Origin of the sequence: Amycolatopsis sp. NPDC089917 (assembly GCF_040684635.1) — a bacterium.
Taxonomy (GTDB): Bacteria; Actinomycetota; Actinomycetes; order Mycobacteriales; family Pseudonocardiaceae; genus Amycolatopsis.
The window spans coordinates 123884-141217 of sequence record NZ_JBFBGL010000006.1 but is presented as its reverse complement, the minus strand read 5'-3'; the positions used below and the strand labels follow the sequence as shown (position 1 = coordinate 141217).

9 protein-coding genes are annotated in these 17334 nt (G+C 67.5%); 5 read left to right on the top strand and 4 right to left on the bottom strand.

Translation table 11 applies throughout. The annotated features are described in order from the left end of the window. Positions 1–43 precede the first annotated feature (43 nt). Positions 44–1594, bottom strand: a complete 1551-nt coding sequence (locus tag AB0N89_RS07255; protein ID WP_364201115.1) for a S8 family serine peptidase — start codon at positions 1592–1594, stop codon at positions 44–46. A gap of 231 nt (positions 1595–1825) precedes the next feature. Between AB0N89_RS07255 and AB0N89_RS07250 the strand changes: the two genes are divergently transcribed. The 3 genes from AB0N89_RS07250 to AB0N89_RS07240 all read left to right on the top strand — a co-directional run bounded on the left by AB0N89_RS07250 (position 1826) and on the right by AB0N89_RS07240 (position 5672). Next, entirely contained in the window at positions 1826–4669 is a 2844-nt protein-coding gene (locus AB0N89_RS07250; protein WP_364201113.1) for an AAA family ATPase, read from the top strand. A gap of 35 nt (positions 4670–4704) precedes the next feature. Continuing rightward, positions 4705–4875: a hypothetical protein gene (locus AB0N89_RS07245; RefSeq protein WP_364201111.1), complete on the top strand. Its 171-nt coding sequence runs from the start codon at positions 4705–4707 to the stop codon at positions 4873–4875. Between the two features lie 158 nt (positions 4876–5033). Beyond that, positions 5034–5672, top strand: a complete 639-nt coding sequence (locus tag AB0N89_RS07240; RefSeq protein ID WP_364201109.1) for a carbonic anhydrase — start codon at positions 5034–5036, stop codon at positions 5670–5672. 196 nt (positions 5673–5868) lie between these two features. Here AB0N89_RS07240 and AB0N89_RS07235 read toward each other — a convergent pair whose 3' ends face one another. Together AB0N89_RS07235 and AB0N89_RS07230 are read right to left on the bottom strand one after the other, a co-directional pair. After that, complete coding sequence (locus AB0N89_RS07235) at positions 5869–8484, bottom strand: M4 family metallopeptidase (RefSeq protein WP_364201107.1); 2616 nt, start codon at positions 8482–8484, stop codon at positions 5869–5871. 33 nt (positions 8485–8517) lie between these two features. After that, on the bottom strand, positions 8518–12438 hold the full coding sequence (locus AB0N89_RS07230; protein WP_364201105.1) for a hypothetical protein: 3921 nt from the start codon (positions 12436–12438) through the stop codon (positions 8518–8520). A gap of 754 nt (positions 12439–13192) precedes the next feature. Here AB0N89_RS07230 and AB0N89_RS07225 point away from each other — a divergent pair. Then, positions 13193–13519, top strand: coding sequence for a hypothetical protein (locus AB0N89_RS07225; RefSeq protein ID WP_364201103.1), 327 nt, complete (start codon positions 13193–13195; stop codon positions 13517–13519). Positions 13520–13682: 163 nt separating this feature from the next. Continuing rightward, entirely contained in the window at positions 13683–15170 is a 1488-nt protein-coding gene (locus AB0N89_RS07220; protein WP_364201101.1) for a hypothetical protein, read from the top strand. A 616-nt stretch (positions 15171–15786) separates the two neighbouring features. Here AB0N89_RS07220 and AB0N89_RS07215 read toward each other — a convergent pair. After that, positions 15787–17325 (bottom strand): S8 family serine peptidase, encoded by a 1539-nt coding sequence (locus AB0N89_RS07215; protein ID WP_364201099.1) that lies wholly within the window; start codon positions 17323–17325, stop codon positions 15787–15789. Between the last annotated feature and the right edge of the window lie 9 nt (positions 17326–17334).

The following is a 17334-nucleotide window of genomic DNA, read 5'->3' as shown; positions in this document are numbered from 1 at the left end:
TCTCCTTCGAGGAAAAGGGAACGGGGATGTCCGTCCACTTAGGTCAGAACGTGATGGACCAGCCCGTGAGCGTGCCGGCGTCGAAGCGGTAGATGTCGCGGACCGAGAGCCGCCACGTGCCGTTCGCGTCCTCGCGTGACGCGTCCACGGTGAAGCTCTGGTGCACACCGCCGGATTCGCCGACGCCGCCCGCGCGCTTGAGCGGGTAGGCCGTCCCGCTCGGTCCGATCAGGTCGAGGTCGAGGTCCGCGGTGAAGGTGTGATCGATGTCGACCCGGACCGCCAACGCGGCCGATGCTTTGCCCTGGCAGGAGTCCTGGCTCACGGAGGTGTCCACGGCCGGGCCCGCGTCGGGGATGGCCACGTCCTGGTCATTGCTCTTCACCCCGCATCGGGGCGGCGTGCCCCCGCCGATGTCTCCGACGTAGAGCACCTTGTTGGGCGAGTCCGTCCCGGGGTTGGTGATCAGGTCCGGGCTCGCGCTGCGCACCAGCGCGTCACTGACCTGCTGTGGGGTCGCACCGGCGTTCGCGGCCAGATACAGCGCCGCCGCGCCCGCGACATGCGGGGAGGCCATGGACGTACCGCTGCCAGTGCGGAACTTTCCGGTGTGGTCACTGGAATAGATGTTGCCACCGGGAGCGAAGAGGTCGATACAGCGACCGTAGTTCCCGCCGCGGGTGCGGTCTTTGTTGAACCAGCCGACGGTGAGCGCCTCGGGAACACGCGCGGGGCTGACGCCGCACGCGTCCTGACCGTTGTTCCCCGCGGAGACCGCCACTACGATCCCCTTGGCCACCATGGCTTTGACCTGATCGTCGCCGACACCGGCGACGTCCATGCCCAGGCTCATGTTCACCACGGCGGGCCGCACGGCGTTCTTGGCCACCCACTCCATGGCGCTGACCGTGGCCGAGTCCGGGCCGGAGCCCTTGCAGTCCAGCGAGCGCACGGCCACGACCTTGGCCTTCTTCGCCACCCCGACCGTCGCGCCCGCGATGGTTCCCGCCACATGCGAGCCGTGCCAGTAACAATCGCTCGCGTCGGTGTCGTTGTCGAGCGTGTCGTAGCCGTGGCTCGCCCTGCCTTCGAACTCGGGGTGCTGGGCGTTGACCCCGGAGTCGATGACGTACGCGGTCACCCCCTCACCCGAGTTCGGGAAGGTGTACTTCTTGTCCAGGGAGGCGGTCCGCTGGTCGATCTGGTCCAGACCCCACGAAGGCGGATTCGGCTGCTCGCCCGCCGCCCTGGTCGTGCCGTCCTGCTGGACCGATTCGACCGACGGATCGGCGGCGAGGCGTCGCGCTTGCCGCTCGGTCAGATTGCGGACCGCGAAGCCGTTCAGGGTGACCGAATAGGTGTCGGTCACCTCGCCGCCGTAGCGCCGGCTGAGCGCCACGGCCTGGCCCTCGGCCGCGGCGCGGGCGCCGTTGCCGAGGGTCACGATGTACTGCCCGGGATAGGGATGGCCGGCCTGCGCGACGGCGGCTTCCGCCTGCAGTGCCACGGCTTCGCCCGCCGTGGACGCCACCGCGGCAGCGGCGACCGCGACGGTGAACAAGCTCGAAAACCAGCGTTTCCTGCGCTCTTGCATCGATTCCTCCATCATGCGTTCGAGCGGCCGTCGGCAGGGACTGGAGACAGCGGGCCGCTCGGGAATCCACTTTTCGGCGCGGGAGGCAGGGAAACAAGCGTGGTCGAGACCCGTATGCGTACGGAATCGTGCGTACGCGCCGAATGCGGGTACTCACGGGGTTACGCCGCCCCGGTGGCCGACCTACCCTCTAGGACAGTCCTTTTCGCATGATCACGGGCAGGAGTGAACATGGGTCGTGGTGGCCAGAGACCGCTTCTCCCGCGCTCCGGCTCTGTGCCGATGGTCGGCCGGGACGAGGAACTGGCCGTCCTGCTCGGCGCGGTGGACCACGCGCCGTCGGTCGTGTTCGTGGAGGGACAGGCGGGGGTGGGCAAGACCAGATTGGTCGCCGAATTCGTTGCGACCGCACGCGCCCGTGGAGCGCGCGTGGTCGTGGGTGTGTGCCAGCCACCGCCCGAGCCGTTCCCGTACGGAGTGCTTTTCGACTGTCTCAGCCAGTGCGGTGAGTACCTCGACGACCCCGGGCCGGTGGCCGGCGCCCTGCGCGATCACCTGCCCGAACTCGCCGGGCTCCTGCCTCCCGCGCCCCGTGCGCTCGCCGACGCCGGCGCCGAGCGGCACCGGATCTTCCGCGCCGTGCGAGAACTTCTCCGTTCTCTGGGAGCCACCGTGCTCGTGCTCGAAGACCTGCACTGGGCGGACGAGGAGACCCGCCGGGTTCTGCGGTTCGTGCTGGCGAGCCCGCCGCCGGGCCTGTCGATCGTGGCGACCTATCGCCGCGAGGACCTTCCCACCGTGGCCCCGCTCGGCTACGCCTCGCACGTCCCGCACGGGGTCACCGGCGTCAACCTGATCCTGCGGCCCCTCGGCGCGGCGCAGGTGCGCGCCATGATCGACGCACTCGTGGCCGAGGAGGCGACCTCGAACCGGTTCGCCGAGGTCGTCCTGCGCGAGACGGCCGGGATCCCGTTCGTGATCGAAGAAACCGTCCGTGCCTTGCGCGACCCGCTGGCGGGCGTACGCGCGGAAGGTGACCTCGCACAGCGGATTCTGGAGGGCGTCGACGTACCGGTGCAGGTGTCGGACGCGATCAGGGAGCGACTGGGCAACCTGCCCGGCGCCGCGCGGTCCGTCGCCGAGGCCGCCGCGGTGCTGGGCGTACCGGAGACGATCGATGTCCTGAGCTCCGTGGCGGGTGAACAGGAGGTCGAGCACCTCGTCGCGCTGACGGACTCCGGGGTGCTCGTGGAGGAACCGGCGAACAGGTTCGGTTTCCGGGACAACGTCTCCCGGCGCGCGGTCTGCGCGTCGCTGCCCGGCCCTCGGCGACGGGAGTTGCACGAACGCGCCCTGGCGGCTCTGTCGGCCCTTGACCGGGTACCCGCCCGCCGCCTGTCCGCGCACGCCAAAGCCGCAGGCAGGAAAAGAGAATGGTGGTGCTACGCCGAACTCGCCGCCGAGGCCGCGGAGGACGTCAAGGACATGACCCTCGCGGTCGACCTGTTGTCCGAGGTGCTGACCGATCCGGAGATCGGCGTCGAGGACACCAACCGGCTGGCCGTCAAGCTGTGCGGCTACGCCTTGATGGGGCTGCCCGGCGGTGCGGTGACGGCGCGGGTCGAGAACCTGCTGTCGGACCCCAGGCTCACCCCGGAGGTCCGGGGCGAGGTGCGCCTGTGGTTCGGGCTGCTGCTGCAACGCGAGACCGGAGAAGTGGACCGCGGCGCCGACCAGCTCGCCCGCGCCATCGACCTGCTCGCCGATCAGCCGCACCGCACCCTGCGCGGGCTGGCCGCCATGGCGGGCCCGTACCTGGGGACGGCCTCCATCGCCGAGCACCGGTCCGCGCTCGGCCGGGTGGAAATGATCACCGACCACCTGCCCACCCAAGCTTCGCGGACCGTCCTGCTGGCCACGACACTCGGCGGGCGGCTCGTCATCGGCGACTCCAGTACCTGGGAGCGCGTCGCCCAGCTGCCGTCGCCGTCCGAAGTGCACGACCCCGACGAGATCCATCATCTGGCCCGGGCGCACTGCAACGTGGCGGACGCGTGCTCGTGGATCGGGCATTACGCGCGAGCGAGGGAGTTCCTGCGCAGCGGGATCACCTTGGCCGAGCGAGTCGCCTCTTCCTACGTGATCGGTACCGCTGAGGCCACCGCCGTCCGGCTCGACTGGCTCGACGGGCATTGGTCTGGCCTGGAACAGCGGATCGACCGGTTGGCCGGGATCTACGCGAACCTGCTGCTGACCACCGACCTGAACCTGACGCGAGGCTGGCTGGCGGCCGCACGCGGCGAATGGGTGCGAGCCGAGCGGGCTTTCGCGGCGGCGGGCTCGTATCCGCTCACCCAGGTGTTCCCGGTAGGCCTATCGGCGGCCGGGGGCATGGCGGGCATGCTGCTCAGCCAGGGCAAGGTCGCCGAGGCGGAGGAACACGTGGAACGCGGCGTGGCGATGCTGCGGAGCAAGGGCGCGTGGGTGTGGTCGGGCGACCTCTTGCCCCAGGCCGTCGACTTCTACCTGGCCGTCGACCGCGTCGACGCCGCGCGTCGGCTCATCGCCGAGACCATCGCCGGCCTGAGAGGTGTCGACGCCCCGCTGGCCGCCGCGGCGTTGACCGGCTGTCGCGCGAACCTGGCCGCGGTGACGGACGACCGCGGCGAGGCGGACCGGCTCTTCCGGAAGGCGATCAGCCTGCATCACGACCTGGGCCTGCCCTACCGGGCCGCCCAACTCGCCGAGCAAGCCGAAGGCGGAGACCTCCCCGACGCCACGGTGCTCGACGTGCTCGCCCAGACCTACGAATCACTCGGGGCCACGGTCGACGCCGCCCGCTGCCGCCACCGCCTCCGCAGCACCGGCGTCCCCACGCCGTCCCGGCGCGGGAGACGCGGCTACGGCGACGAACTGTCCCCCCGTGAACAAGATGTCGCCCGCCTCCTCGCCGGCGGCCACACCAACCGCGAAATCGCCCAGGCGCTGTTCCTCTCCCGCCGCACCGTCGAGGACTACGTCGCCAAAGTCCGCCGCAAACTGCACGCGTCCTCCCGCCATGACATCCGCCTCTGACCGTCGAAGGCCACCGGTCCGCGAGAGTGGCATATGTGATCTATCTGGCACATTCGGTGATGATCTTTGCTGACGATGGCAAGGGATCTCGGGCGACGGGCGACCTTCGGAGCGGCGGCGGGGCGTTGCTGGCCGGCGACCCCGCGGGCGCGGCCACATCCTCGGAACCCTCTGCCGGATCGTCACTGGCCACGCTCGCGACCTGAACGCCTGCGCGCCTTGAGCTTCCCGGCACTCCGGAAGGCGCACCGCCTCACCACCCGACAGCCATGATCGGTACACCCGACCACAGCACCGAGCGGTCGTCGGATACGCGCACCACGACATGTCTAATTTGTCCGGCTAGACGTTGTAGGGTGCACTCATGATCGACGCGTCCCAGCTGACCCCTTCCGAGGCCTTCGACCATCTGCTCACCGGTAACCACCGATTCATCGCGGGCACCCCGGAGCACCCGAACCAGGACGCCACCCGCCGCGCCGAAACAGCCCCCGGCCAGCGTCCCTTCGCCGTCCTCTTCGGCTGCTCCGACTCGCGGCTGGCCGCCGAGATCATCTTCGACCGCGGACTGGGCGACCTGTTCGTCGTCCGCACCGCCGGCCACGTCGCCGGCTCGGAGGTTCTCGGCAGCATCGAGTACGGCGTCAGCGTCCTCGAATGTCCCCTGGTCGTCGTTCTGGGCCACGACTCCTGCGGCGCCGTCGCCGCGACCCGCGCTGCGCTGACCGAAGGGCTGGGCACCAACAGCTTCGTCCGCGACGTCATCGAACGGGTCACCCCGAGCGTCCTCGCCGCCCGCGCCGCCGGGCTCACCAGTGACGACGACATCATCGACGAGCACATCCGCCACACCGTCGACCTCCTGGCCGACCGCTCCCGCCTGCTCGCCGACAAGATCGAAGCCGGGGAGACCGCGATCGCCGGACTCTCCTACCGCCTCGCCGACGGCAGCGCCCGGGTCGTCACCACCCGCGGATTGAAAACCGACGACGTCACCGGTTGACCCCCACCGGTACCGAGATGGGTATCCGGCGAGATTGTTCGTTTGGGCTCCGTTGACGGTGATCGGCTGACGGAGGCGGAGTCGGCCGAGACCATGATCGAACGCTACGGGATGTCCTGAGACAGACCCGGCATTACTCGTACGCGTACGAGTAATGCCGGGTTTCGCGCAGTCGTCCGACGCGTCCACGGAGTGGCTATCGCGTGTGCTTGTCCAGTTCGTCCATCGCCTGGTTCGCGGTCTTGCCGACCAGAGCCGGGGTGACGTCGGCGCGTTCCTCGGTGACGGTCCTCACGACGTCGGGCCGTTCGTTCTTGGTGCCATAGGCGACCATGGCGTCGAAGAGCGCGTTGCTCTGGTCGACCATCTGCTTGGTGACGACGACAGTGTCGCCTTCGTCGGTCAGCACGGACACGAGGGCCGGCGACAGGGTGGTCATCGTCCTGATGAATTGATCGCGCAGTGCCCTGTCCTTGTTGAAGATGTCCATGATGTCTTTCCCGGTGTCCATGATCACCCGCCCGTAGTGCGTCAGCGCGGGACTGGCGTTGCGCTGCATCAGGTCACGGACGTGCCCGGCCCCCGCGAGGATGTCGTCGGCGGGCACGTCGATGTCGGGGAACTGGTCCATGTCGGTGTCGCTGATGATGATTGGGATGAAGCAGATGCACAGCAGGAACACGTACTCGTGCTCCCGGCCGAGCACGCCGACCTGTTGCCAGGATTGTTGTGCCGCCAGGGTTTCCGGCGTGTTCTGCCCGTACAGGTCCCGGGCCGCCAGCACGGTGGCCTGCGCGGCGCTGAAGAACGCCGAGGTGGGGACGAGGTAGGTGGTCAGCGCGCGGAAGGCGATCTGCTCTGCCCTGTCCTCGCCGATCGCCTGGGCCATGATGACGTAGGCGCGGTTGGCGATCCCGCTGTTGTAGTGCACACCTCCGTTGTCCATGCAGGTGTACACGTACTCGTCCATGTGATCCGGTTGCCAGAACTTGGTTTCGTCGTTCCCGTCGTTGCCGTTGTTCGGATCGGCCATGTTCCGGATGACGCCCGCCGCGGATCCTGCCCCGATCGTCCAGTCGGTGGTGACGACCTTCCCGGTCGCGTGTCGTTGCACCATCTTGCCGAAGATGTCGGCATAGCTTTCGTTGAGCGCACCGGGTGAGCCGAGGTAGTCGAGATTGGCGGTGTACTGGATGACGCCATGCGTGAGTTCGTGCCCCGTCACGTCCGGGGTCACCATGTTGTCGCCAAAGTACATCGCGTCCCCGCCCCACCCCGCGTTGACCCAGTCGACCGCGTGGCGGACGTGCGAAAGGATGGTCATGCCCTTGCCGTCGATCCCGTCACGGCCGAACTTGTCCCGGTAGTAGGTGTAGGTGGCGCCGGTCCAGTCGTAGGCCTTGTCCGCGTCGAGCACGTCGTTCGGGCCGACGTGATGGCCACCCGCCCACACCGTCTCCGGGTTCGGCGCCTCCTCGCTGTCGGTCCCCTGGTGCTGGTCGTCGAGGACCTTGATGTCGCGGCCGGTCTCGAACTTGTTGTCCGACCACCGCAGGTGACCGTTGTGCGCGTCGACGTAGTAGTCGTTCGAGGTGTTGCTCGACGGGTCGGACAGCCACACCCGCCACACCAGCCTGGTGTCGGTCTTCCTGTCCTTCGCCGGACGCTCACCCCGGACGAACAGCTGGATCGGCGCGATCAGCTTGCCCTTGGGCAGGGCCTTGCGGGCGACCGCGAGCGCCTTGTCCGCGCCGACGTCCGGGGTGGTGGACACCGGGGTAAGATCGGGCCGGGCACTGCTGCTGATCGCCCGCACGCTTTCGCCGCCCGCGTTCAGGTGCATGAGGACCACGGCGTTGTGCACCGGGACGCCGTCGACCGTCTGCTGGTAGCGGATGTGCTTCTGGCCCAGCCGGTCGGTGTCCTCCTGGATCCGCTGGAGCTGCCGGGCCGGGTCGGGCAGGCCGAACAGGGCGGCGTGATCGTTCAGCCAGCCGCCGGTTCCATTCCTCAAGGGACTGTTGACCCCGATCAGGGACGGCACGTCGAGCTGGGTGTCCATGGCCAGCAGGAAGTCGCTGCCCGATTCCTGGCGCAACCGGTCGATGGTGGCCGCGGTCGCGGACGGGTAGCCTGCCCCGGCCGGTCTGCCTCCCACCGCCACCGTCGTACTCGCCACGAGCGCGATCACCATCGCGAGCACGGCGAACCTGTGCCTCGGCCCCGCCTGCGGGATCCGGGTGATCGCGAGCGCGCAGAGCTTGCCCAGCGACGCGATCACCAGTACCCACGCTCCCGCGAACCCCGCCGCCACCAACCATGGCGTGCTCAGGGCCAGCAACGCCGGGCTCGCCTCGGTCCTCGCGACCTCGACGATCAGCAGCCCGCCGCCGACCGTGACGACGTAGCCGAGGCCGATGCCGAGCACGCCGGCGAGGCCGCAGCCGCGCCACCGGGCGAGGAATGCCGTGACCAGCAGAGCCACCGCGGGGCCGAGCAGCACCCACAGCAACGGCGAGGCCTGGCCCAGCAGTTCGACCGGCCAGATCCGCCCCGCCCAGCCGGTGCCCGCGAACCGCCAGTCGACCGGAGCGCCGAGGCCCGCGCCGAAGGCGGTGAACACTCCCCCGGCACCGCGGCGAAGCTGGTCGGCCGCCGAGGCGTCGAACCCGGAGCCGGTAGCCGCGATCAGCAAGCCGAGCCAGGTCGCCCCGAGACCGGCGAGCGTCCCGATGACGGCTTTCGCGGCCCCCAGCCCGAATCTCGACAGCCACGCGTACCCGGCGCGTGATGACTTGTTGTCGTTACGCATTCGCATAGTCCTTGTCCGTAGTCAGGCGTGGAGTTACCGGACCTGCGTGGCGTCCGGGACCCGGCGCCATTTCTGCTGGGCCGATCCCGTGCATGCCGAGATCCGCAGCGCTTCACCGACCGCGGCCGAGGTCAGGCAGCCGCCCGCGCCGTTGGCCAGGCTCAGCCAGCCTCCGCCGGCGTCGGCCAGCGACCACCGCTGACCGGCGGCGCCTTCGGAATAGGCGACCAGTTGTGCCTGATCGCCCGGCCCCCTGCCGAGCACCTTCGAGCCGCCGTAGCCGGTCTCGATCACCCAGCTCCCCGTACCCTGCTCCCGCAAGAGCCACGCCTGGGGCTGCGGCCACCAGGGCTTGGGCTTGCGGGCCTGGATCTTCGTGCCCGGTGTCCGGTCGCCGAAATCGAGATCGACGGCGAACCCGTCGCTCGAGACCAGGGATTCGGTCGGTTGCTTCGTCGGCGGCAGGACGGCGCTCAGCTCAGCGGGCTGCCACCGCTGCGCGGCGCGGCCGTCGCATTCCGCGGCGACCAGTCCCGCTCCCGCGTTGCCGGCGGTCAGGCAGGTCCCGTCGGTGTTGTCCATCAGGTTGTACCAACCGGCACCGGCCGGGCGGAACATCCAGCCCTGGTAGCCGCCGCCCGGCACGTAGTCGACCAGATTCGCCTGGTGCGAGGCCGAACTGTCCAGCATCAGGTCTTTCCCGTCCGGGTTGCCCGAGTTCGTGACCTGGGTTTCGATCAGCCAGTTGCCGTTGCCCGCGTCGTGGAACGCCCAGCTCTTGTCGTCCCCGGCGAGCGTCGTCGCGCCCGCCCCGGTGACCGGCGCGCCCGCGCTCGAACCCGGGGTCGCGAGCAGTCCCGTGGCCGACTTCAGCTTGCCCGACTGCCCGTCCTTCACCGGCGCGTCGGCCAGTTGCCCGGGAGTCTTGCCGTCCTCTCCCTTGGCGGGGGTGTTCGGGGCGAAGATCGTGCCGCAGAGCACCTGCCACGTCTCGCACACCGAACTCGGCCCTGATTCCAGGGTCTCGCTGCCCGGCTGAGCCTGGTATCCGTGTTTGCCGAAGCGGGCGAGCTTGCCGTCGCTGATCATGACGAATTCGCTCCACCCGGACGAACACGCCCATTGCGTGGGCACCGGACGGCGGCAGCCGCCCGGGATCCCGATGCCGAAGGCGGCGTCGACCTTCTTCCGGAACGTCGTCCCGGCGGGATCGGCCTGCTTGAGCGTGTGCCACATCTCGCCGGTGCCACGGACGGTGCCCGCGACGGTCTGGAGCGGGAACCCGCCGAACCGGACGTCCACCACCTTGTCGCCCTTGATCAGGTAGGCGGTGTCCAGGGACTGGCCATCGGCGAACGCGGCGTCGACCCCGGTGTCGAAACCGGTACCACGCAACGAAGGCCAGCGTTCCGCGATGGGCGCCGGGCCCTCGCGCAACCAGTCGGAGCCGCGGTCCCCGCCCAGGCCTAGAACGAGGTACTGGTCACCGCTGAACAGGTATGCCTGCCGGTTCTCGCCGGGGATGACGAAGCCGCCGTCGATCTTGTTCGCGAACCTGGTGCCCCGGAGGGCGGGCCAGGTTTCGTAGATGCCCTTGACACCGCCGTCGATGTGGGTGCTGCCCTCGACCTTCGCGTACGCGGGACCGTGGAACACGTACACGTCGTTGTGGTCCAGCGTGAGCGCGGCGTCGATCGGCCGTCCCGGTGTCGGGCCGGGATCGGTGATCGAGCCGAGGCGCACACTGTCCGGTCCTTTACCCGGGGTGCCGACACACTTCAGGGAACTGCCCTTGGGTGTGCGGGCGAACTGGGTGAGGCAGGCGCTCAGCGCGCGCTGGCCGAACGCGTTCGGGTGGATGGCCTCCTGCGCCGCACCCTGGAAGTTCGGCTGCGGCAGCCACGGCTTGTCGATGCCGGGTACCCAGCGCACCCATTCCGCCTTCTCCGCGGGCTGCGGATTCGCCGCACTGTTCGCGGCCGTCGCCTGGGCGGCCCTGTCCGCGCACAGTTCGTGGCCGTCGAACGCGTCCCGCAGATCCAGGAAGTCCGCGCCGACCGACGAGGCCGCGCCGCGGAGCATCCCGCCGATGGCGGGGATCACCTTGTCGTGCGCCCAGGTCGCGTCGTCGTTGTAGAACGGGCAGCCGTCCCTGGTGTATCGCTGATAGTTCTCTTCCTTCTCGCGGAACCGGGAGCCCACCGGCATCGGCGCGGGATAGGACTGCAGCACCAGCCGGTAGGAATCGCGCTGGTAGCCGAGGCCCGCCATCGTGTCGATGATGTTCTGCAGGGTGGCGTGGATCTTCGGCTGCGTCTCCCGCAGTCCCTTGTCCAGCTTCTCCTGCTGGGTCTTGTTGCACCTCGCGGAGGTGGCCGGGTTGAGATAATTCGTCGCGCAGGTCGTCACGATGTCCGAGAAGCCCAGATCGTTGCCGCCGACCGAGACGGTGATCAGCTTGATCTCGTTGTCCGCCGCCACCTTCTCCAGCTGCTGGATCTGCGGTTTCTCACCCTTGAAGGTCTCCGCGAGGACATGCTGGGTCAGCGCCCCGGAACAGGCCAGGTTGAACCGTCGTTCCGGCGGCACCCCGGCGACGTCGGCACCCTTGATCTCGGCGACATCGGACCGGTCGCATTTGTTGCCACTCTGGTAACCGGTGTTGTCCACATAGGCGCTCATCCCCCGGTCGGTCCCCCAGACCGAGTCCTTCTCCGGGGTGTTCGCGTTGCCCGCCCAGCGTCCTGCCTCACCGGAGATGTACGAGTCGCCCATGGACACGATCGCCGGGGACCTCAGCGAGCACGAGTAGTCGTCGGCCGCCGCCCGGAGATTCGAGGCGGGTGCCGGGAGACACTTGTCCTCTCCAGCTTTGCGGAGGGCCTTGTCGGTCTCCTTGCGGAACACGACCGGGTAGTGATCCGAGTCCGTCGAGGTGATGTAGCTCTGGCGGAATCCGGTGTACTCCTGCCTGTCCCGCTCGGGAGACGGCATGTGCGGAGTGGTGGCGGGGAAGCCGTTGGCGATCATGTAGTCGTACTTGCTGCGTTGTTCCCTGCCCACCTTGAAGGTGTTCTTCGTCGAGCCGACCGCGGCCTCACCAGGATCCAACGGGAGATCCGGTTCGAGACGATTCCCGTTCTCGTCGAAATCCCCGAGGACGAGGGTTTCCATTTCCCGGTTGTAGTCCCCGACGACGGCGTAGCGCTCACCGAGCCGCGTGGAGACTGGGGCGACCAGCTTGTCCACGTCGTTCTCTTTGTCGCCCTTGGACTCCGCGTGCAGGTTGTAGACCCAGGTGTCCCCGAACTTCAAGCCGAACAGGGGCTTGGCGGCGAACATCAGCCGCCAATCGCCGCGCGTCTTGAGCTCGGGATACTTCTTGGCGTCCTCGTCCAGTTTCCTCGGCTCCACCAAGGCGGGCTGGATCCGGCACGCGCTGGCCGGCTGATCGGAGATCATCGCCAGCGTCCGCTCGCTGCTCTTGGTCTTCAGCAGGTACACATGGAACGTGTCGCTGCGCGGCGCGGGGAACTCGATCTTGAGGTGCGCGTACCGGGTCTTGCCGAACTCGCTGGTCTTGTACTTGTCGGAGGCGAAGGCGTCCATGCACCCGCGAGGCGAGTCGGCGTACTGATCCTTGGGATCGGCCGAGGTGGTCAAGTCACCGGTACCGTCGTCGGCAGCACCGTTGCCTTCGACGTCGGTGACTTTCGCGCCGGTGTTCTCCAGCGATTTATCCCAGTTGTCCGAGTGTTCCTGCAGTGCCATCACGCGCAGTCCGTGCGCGCGCATCATTCCCGGAATGATGCTCCCCCACTTGTTGACGCCGCTGACACTGCCGCGCATGTTCCAGGTGGCCACCCGGAGATCGGTCACCGCGGCGACCGCCGGTGCCGCCGCGGACACCAGAGCGGGGAGCAGGCCCGCGATCAGGGACAGAGCGAGAACCACGGAGACTCTTCGTCTCTGCGCAGGAGCAGGTAGCACAAGTCCTCCAAAATCACGGAATCGCCGGCAGCAGCGCAGCGAAAAGATCCGGGCAGCGTCGGACACGACGCTGATCCGGGAATCGACACTCGACGGTGACGCGAAGACAAAAAGTGCGAGCCGTGCCATTCACGGCATTCGCTCAGGAAAGAGGGTTACTTCCGGATCCGGTTTCGCCCGGCGGGGGAATCGTCCGCACAGCACAAGGTCGTTCGCATACAGACTCTCCCGCGTTCCGACGCCCCAGGACGCCGACCGCACCCAGCGCGCGGTCAGACCTACTCACGGGTCAAGTAAACCGGTGAGCAGGTCGAGCCAAACAGTCAAATGCCCTTCGGTTCAGAGAACTGTGTCCGTCGGGGAAGATCGACTCCTGGCCCGTCCCGCCCACCGGGAACTCTCCCGGTCGCGATCACGTCGGCCGAGTCTCGACGGCGAGGTGACCTTGCAGTGCGGCGTGGCGGAACTGGTGGAGCGAGCAGACTCGGGGCATCGATCTCTTCCGCACACGACGGGACAGATCGGTTTCGGGATCCCCACGATCGCGCGTGCTCGGCAAGACACAACGCGTCCATGCTCGGTAGCTGGGTTGCACGGCTGTAACCGCATGCAACACCGCGCCGGGATGAGCAGTCACACCGCCAGTCTGGGTTCGCACACTCGAGTCGAGCTGGGAGGTCAGGTGGACAGATTCCACGGAAGCAAGCCTGGTAAGCGCATGGTTCGTACCCGTCTGCTGCTGACAACGCTGGCGGTCACCGTCACCGCTGTGAGCAGTCTGTTCAGCGGTGCAACGGCGACGGCCGCGGCCGGGGACAAGAGCCGCGTGGCAGACGGCTGGAACCTCCGCACATGCGGCTACGCATACTGCGGCGTCCACGGCTACACGGTCGGAGACCAGGACAGCACCACCTGGTGCTGGAAAGACGGCGACGGCCGTTGGTTCAAGGTCGACGCTTGGACGCAGAACGGGTGGAAGACGGGCTGGATCCACGCCAACGGCGTCCCGAGGCAGGCCAGCGTGCCGGGGTGCCAGAACTGGTAACACACCACTGCCGGGGGACGTCGACGCACGTCCCCCGGCCACCGACCATGGAATCTTGTGGTTTGCCTCGTGACGGTCCCCTTCACCACGACTCACGACTGATGTGCTGTTCACCCTGTTCGGATGATTGACCAGTCGCGGCGCGGAGAGAAACATCATCGATGTGGCGAGCAAGGAGGGCAGGCGGCGTCTCGCATGGATGTTGCGTGCCAACAGAAAGCTGGCCTCATCCGAGAATTGTCGATCAGCCCGCCAATTCACAAACCAGCTTCGCAAACTCCGTCCGACGCTGGCACCATCACAGGTGACTCGCTGGGAAACCGGCAAGACCTCTGCCGGCGCGGCCACAGTCCGGCACTATGAGCAAATACTCGGACTTCCCGACGACAGTCTGGTGTCCGCGTATGAAGCGGTCGGCCGTTTTTGGAACTGTTCCGACGCGATAGCACCTGCAACAGCGACTGAATCCTCCAAAGATCTTCACGAACTCATCGAAAAATCACATACCTCTGGTGCGATGACAGGAAGAGAATGGCGCCGCCTTTCCCGCATGATCCAGGCCCGACCAGGACTGGTGCTCCACCCACCACGGTTATGGACGACGATAATGCACAACCTGCTCAATGAACTCGCCACCGCCGAGGACAGGGCTTGGCTCGTCCGGCAAGAAGCCATCAGCAGACTGGCCGAGCATCCTGTCGCCGCGTCCTTCGCCGTCCGGGCGTGCATCGACATCGCAGACGATCCAGCGACCCCTGTGTGTATCGAGCCTATCTCGCTCCTCGACGCGTCCCGCTTGCCTGAAGCTACCACTTACCTGGTCGACTTGATCCGTGCCGCCCCCGACCGGCGGCCCCTGACCGGCGCGCTCTTGGCGATCACCGCGAAGGCCCGACGCGGGCACTTCACCCTCAAAACCCACGGGGCACTCGCGGATGCTCTACGCGATCTCACCTCCACCGCTGTGCACCACCGAGCCCTCAACGCGTTGGTCGATGACACGCGGTTGATTCTCGGCCCCAAACCGTACTCACCTTATGACGCGACAATTGTCACTGCGTGCCGGACGCTGGGACTCGCCACCCAGCGGCGAGTCGATGCCCACCTCGACACGGAGGACACAGTCCTCAACGACATCCTCCAGGACGCACTTTTCAGTGCTAATCCCGACCGGCGCTTGTATGCCGCGTTCCTCCTCGCGGCGACTCCCTATCGCACGGCATTGGCGCACGCCTTGGTCGATGTTCACCTCGGCGTATCCCTCGGCCGAGATCTCCCCTTCGAACACGGGCTGCAGTTATTGGCCAAACTGCGGGTTCCCGACCATCGAGCCCTCGCGCGACGGCTGTTGCTCAGCCGTGCGCAGCCGCACCAGGTGAGACACGCCGCCGCATGGGCATGTGTACACAGCCAAGGACGTCTCGACGACATGACATGGCGGCGCATACTCGCGGTCCAATTCGAGCTGGCCTCGGTACGCCCAGGTGCCTTGGACACGGATATCCTGCTTGGACTTGTGTACAGTATCGGCACCGATTCCCACGTACCATTACTGCGGGAACTGCGTGACGATCGACGACTTCCTCCTCGATCTCGACACCTCGCCAACTGGTGGATCGACCGAATCCACGCGACGCGAAGCGGTTCTTGAGAAGTCCACGCAATCCGGCATGCAAGGTGGCGCACCGGTCGTGTGGCACCGAACCAGAGCACGGAACACCGCCGTGGGGCGAAAAGGCACCCCACGGCGGTTCCAGCCGACGAGGGTCCGCCGACGAGGCTGGCGCGACAACGACCACTACCTGCCGCTCACCGAGTTCTCCGACGTCCCTGCGTGTGGTGACCGAGTCCGTGCAGTTGCCGCGTACTGGGTTCCTGGAGCGGGCCCCGTCAGCACTCGAGAGGACCGGTCGAACGAGGCAAGCTTCGAAACCGTGCGGTCACATCACGGTCGCAGACGGCGGGAGCACCGCGCGTACAGGGTTCAGTGCGGTGACGACCTTGTGTGGCAGCGCGCTCCTCGACCGCGATCGGCCATCACTCGACGACACTGGCTGCCTGAAGGAACCGATGGCCAACCGTCGAGCTCGACTATCCACCGCTCAGGCTCACGATGTCGGTGGCGGAGGTGGTCCAGGCGATCTGTCACGGGACCGCGACCGCTCGGCGAGACCGGGTTTGGCTCCTGGAGGCGATTCCGACGCCTTGACGCGATGAGGTGGGACCGGTCGCCAAGCCCGGCCCCACCTCATTTCCTCGCCCCCGGGTCAGAACGTGACGGTGAACCCGTCGATCGAGCCGGTGTCGAACCGGTAGACGTCCTGGGCGCTCAGCTTCCAGGTGCCGTTGGCGTTCTCACCGGAGGCGTCCACCGTGTACGTTTCGTGGACACCGCCCGCCGTGCCGACTCCGCCGGAGCCCTTGAGCCGGTACGCCTTCCCACTCGGCCCGATCAGGTCGAGTACCAGGTCCGCGGTGTAGGTGTGCGAGATGTCCACCTTCACCGGCAGCGACGAGGACGCCCTGCCGTCACAGCCGTCCTGCGTCACCGTGCTCGTCACCGCGGCACCGGCGTCCGGGATGGAGACCGGGGTGGTGTTCGACTTCGTGCCGCACTTCGGCGCTGGGCCACCGCCGCCGATGAACGAGACGTTGAGCAGTTTGTTCAGCGAACCGCTGCCCGGGTTCTTGACGACACCGTCGGAAGCGTTGTTGACCAGCGCGTCCCGGACCTGTTTCGGGGTCGCGGACGGGTTGGCCGCCAGGTAGAGCGCGGCCGCGCCGACGACGTGCGGTGTCGCCATCGAGGTCCCGCTCATTCCGGCGGATCCGCCGTTGCTCGGGCTCAACGAAGTGATGTTCGTGCCCGGCGCGAAAATATCGGTGCAGCTTCCGTAGTTGGAGAACGACGAGCGGTTGTCACTGGAGTCCGTCGCGTTCACCGTGATGGCTTCCGGTACCCGCGCCGGGCTGGTGTTGCAAGCGTCGGTCGAGGCGTTGCCCGCGGCGATGCCGTAGACGACCCCGGACGCGATGGATCGCTTGACCGCGTCGTCACCGACACCCGGCGCGTCCGTGGTGAGGCTCATGTTCGCCACGGCCGGTTTCGTCGCGTTGGCCGTCACCCAGTCGACGGCGTCGATGATGCCCGAGTCCGGTCCGGTGTTGTCGCAGCCCAGGACCTTCAGACCGACGATCTTGACCTTCTTGGCGACCCCGTAGGTCTTGCTGCCGATGGTGCCGGCGGTGTGGCTGCCGTGGCCGTTGCAGTCCTTGCCGTCACCGCCCATGAAGTCCTTGCCGAGGCTCGCCCGGCCTTCGTACTCCGGGTTGCCGGGGTTGATGCCGCTGTCGAGGTCGTACGCGGTGACGCCCTCACCGCTGTTGTTGTAGGTGTACTTCTTGTCCAGTGGCAGGTTCTTCTGGTCGACGCGGTCCAGGCCCCAGGTCGGGTTGGCCTGCGTGTCGGCGCCGCGGGCCGTACCGTCCTGGTAGACGGCCTTGACCGACGGATCGGCGGCGAGCCGCCGCGCCTGCTTCTCGGTCATCTTCTTGACCGAGAAGCCGTTCAGCGCGGCAGACCAGGTCGAGCGGACTTCGCCGCCGAAGCGCTGGGTCAGCGACGCGGACGACGCCTGCGCGGTCGCGAGGCCGTCCTTCAGTACCACGATGTACTGGTCGCCGTAGTGCTGTTTCGCCTGGATCACCACACCTTCGGCTTCCGCGGCGACGGCGTTCCCGACGCCGAGCGCCAGCAGCGGTGTCAGGACGCCCAGTGCCAGCAGGAGTTTTCGTTGGTTACGCATGGTGGGTCA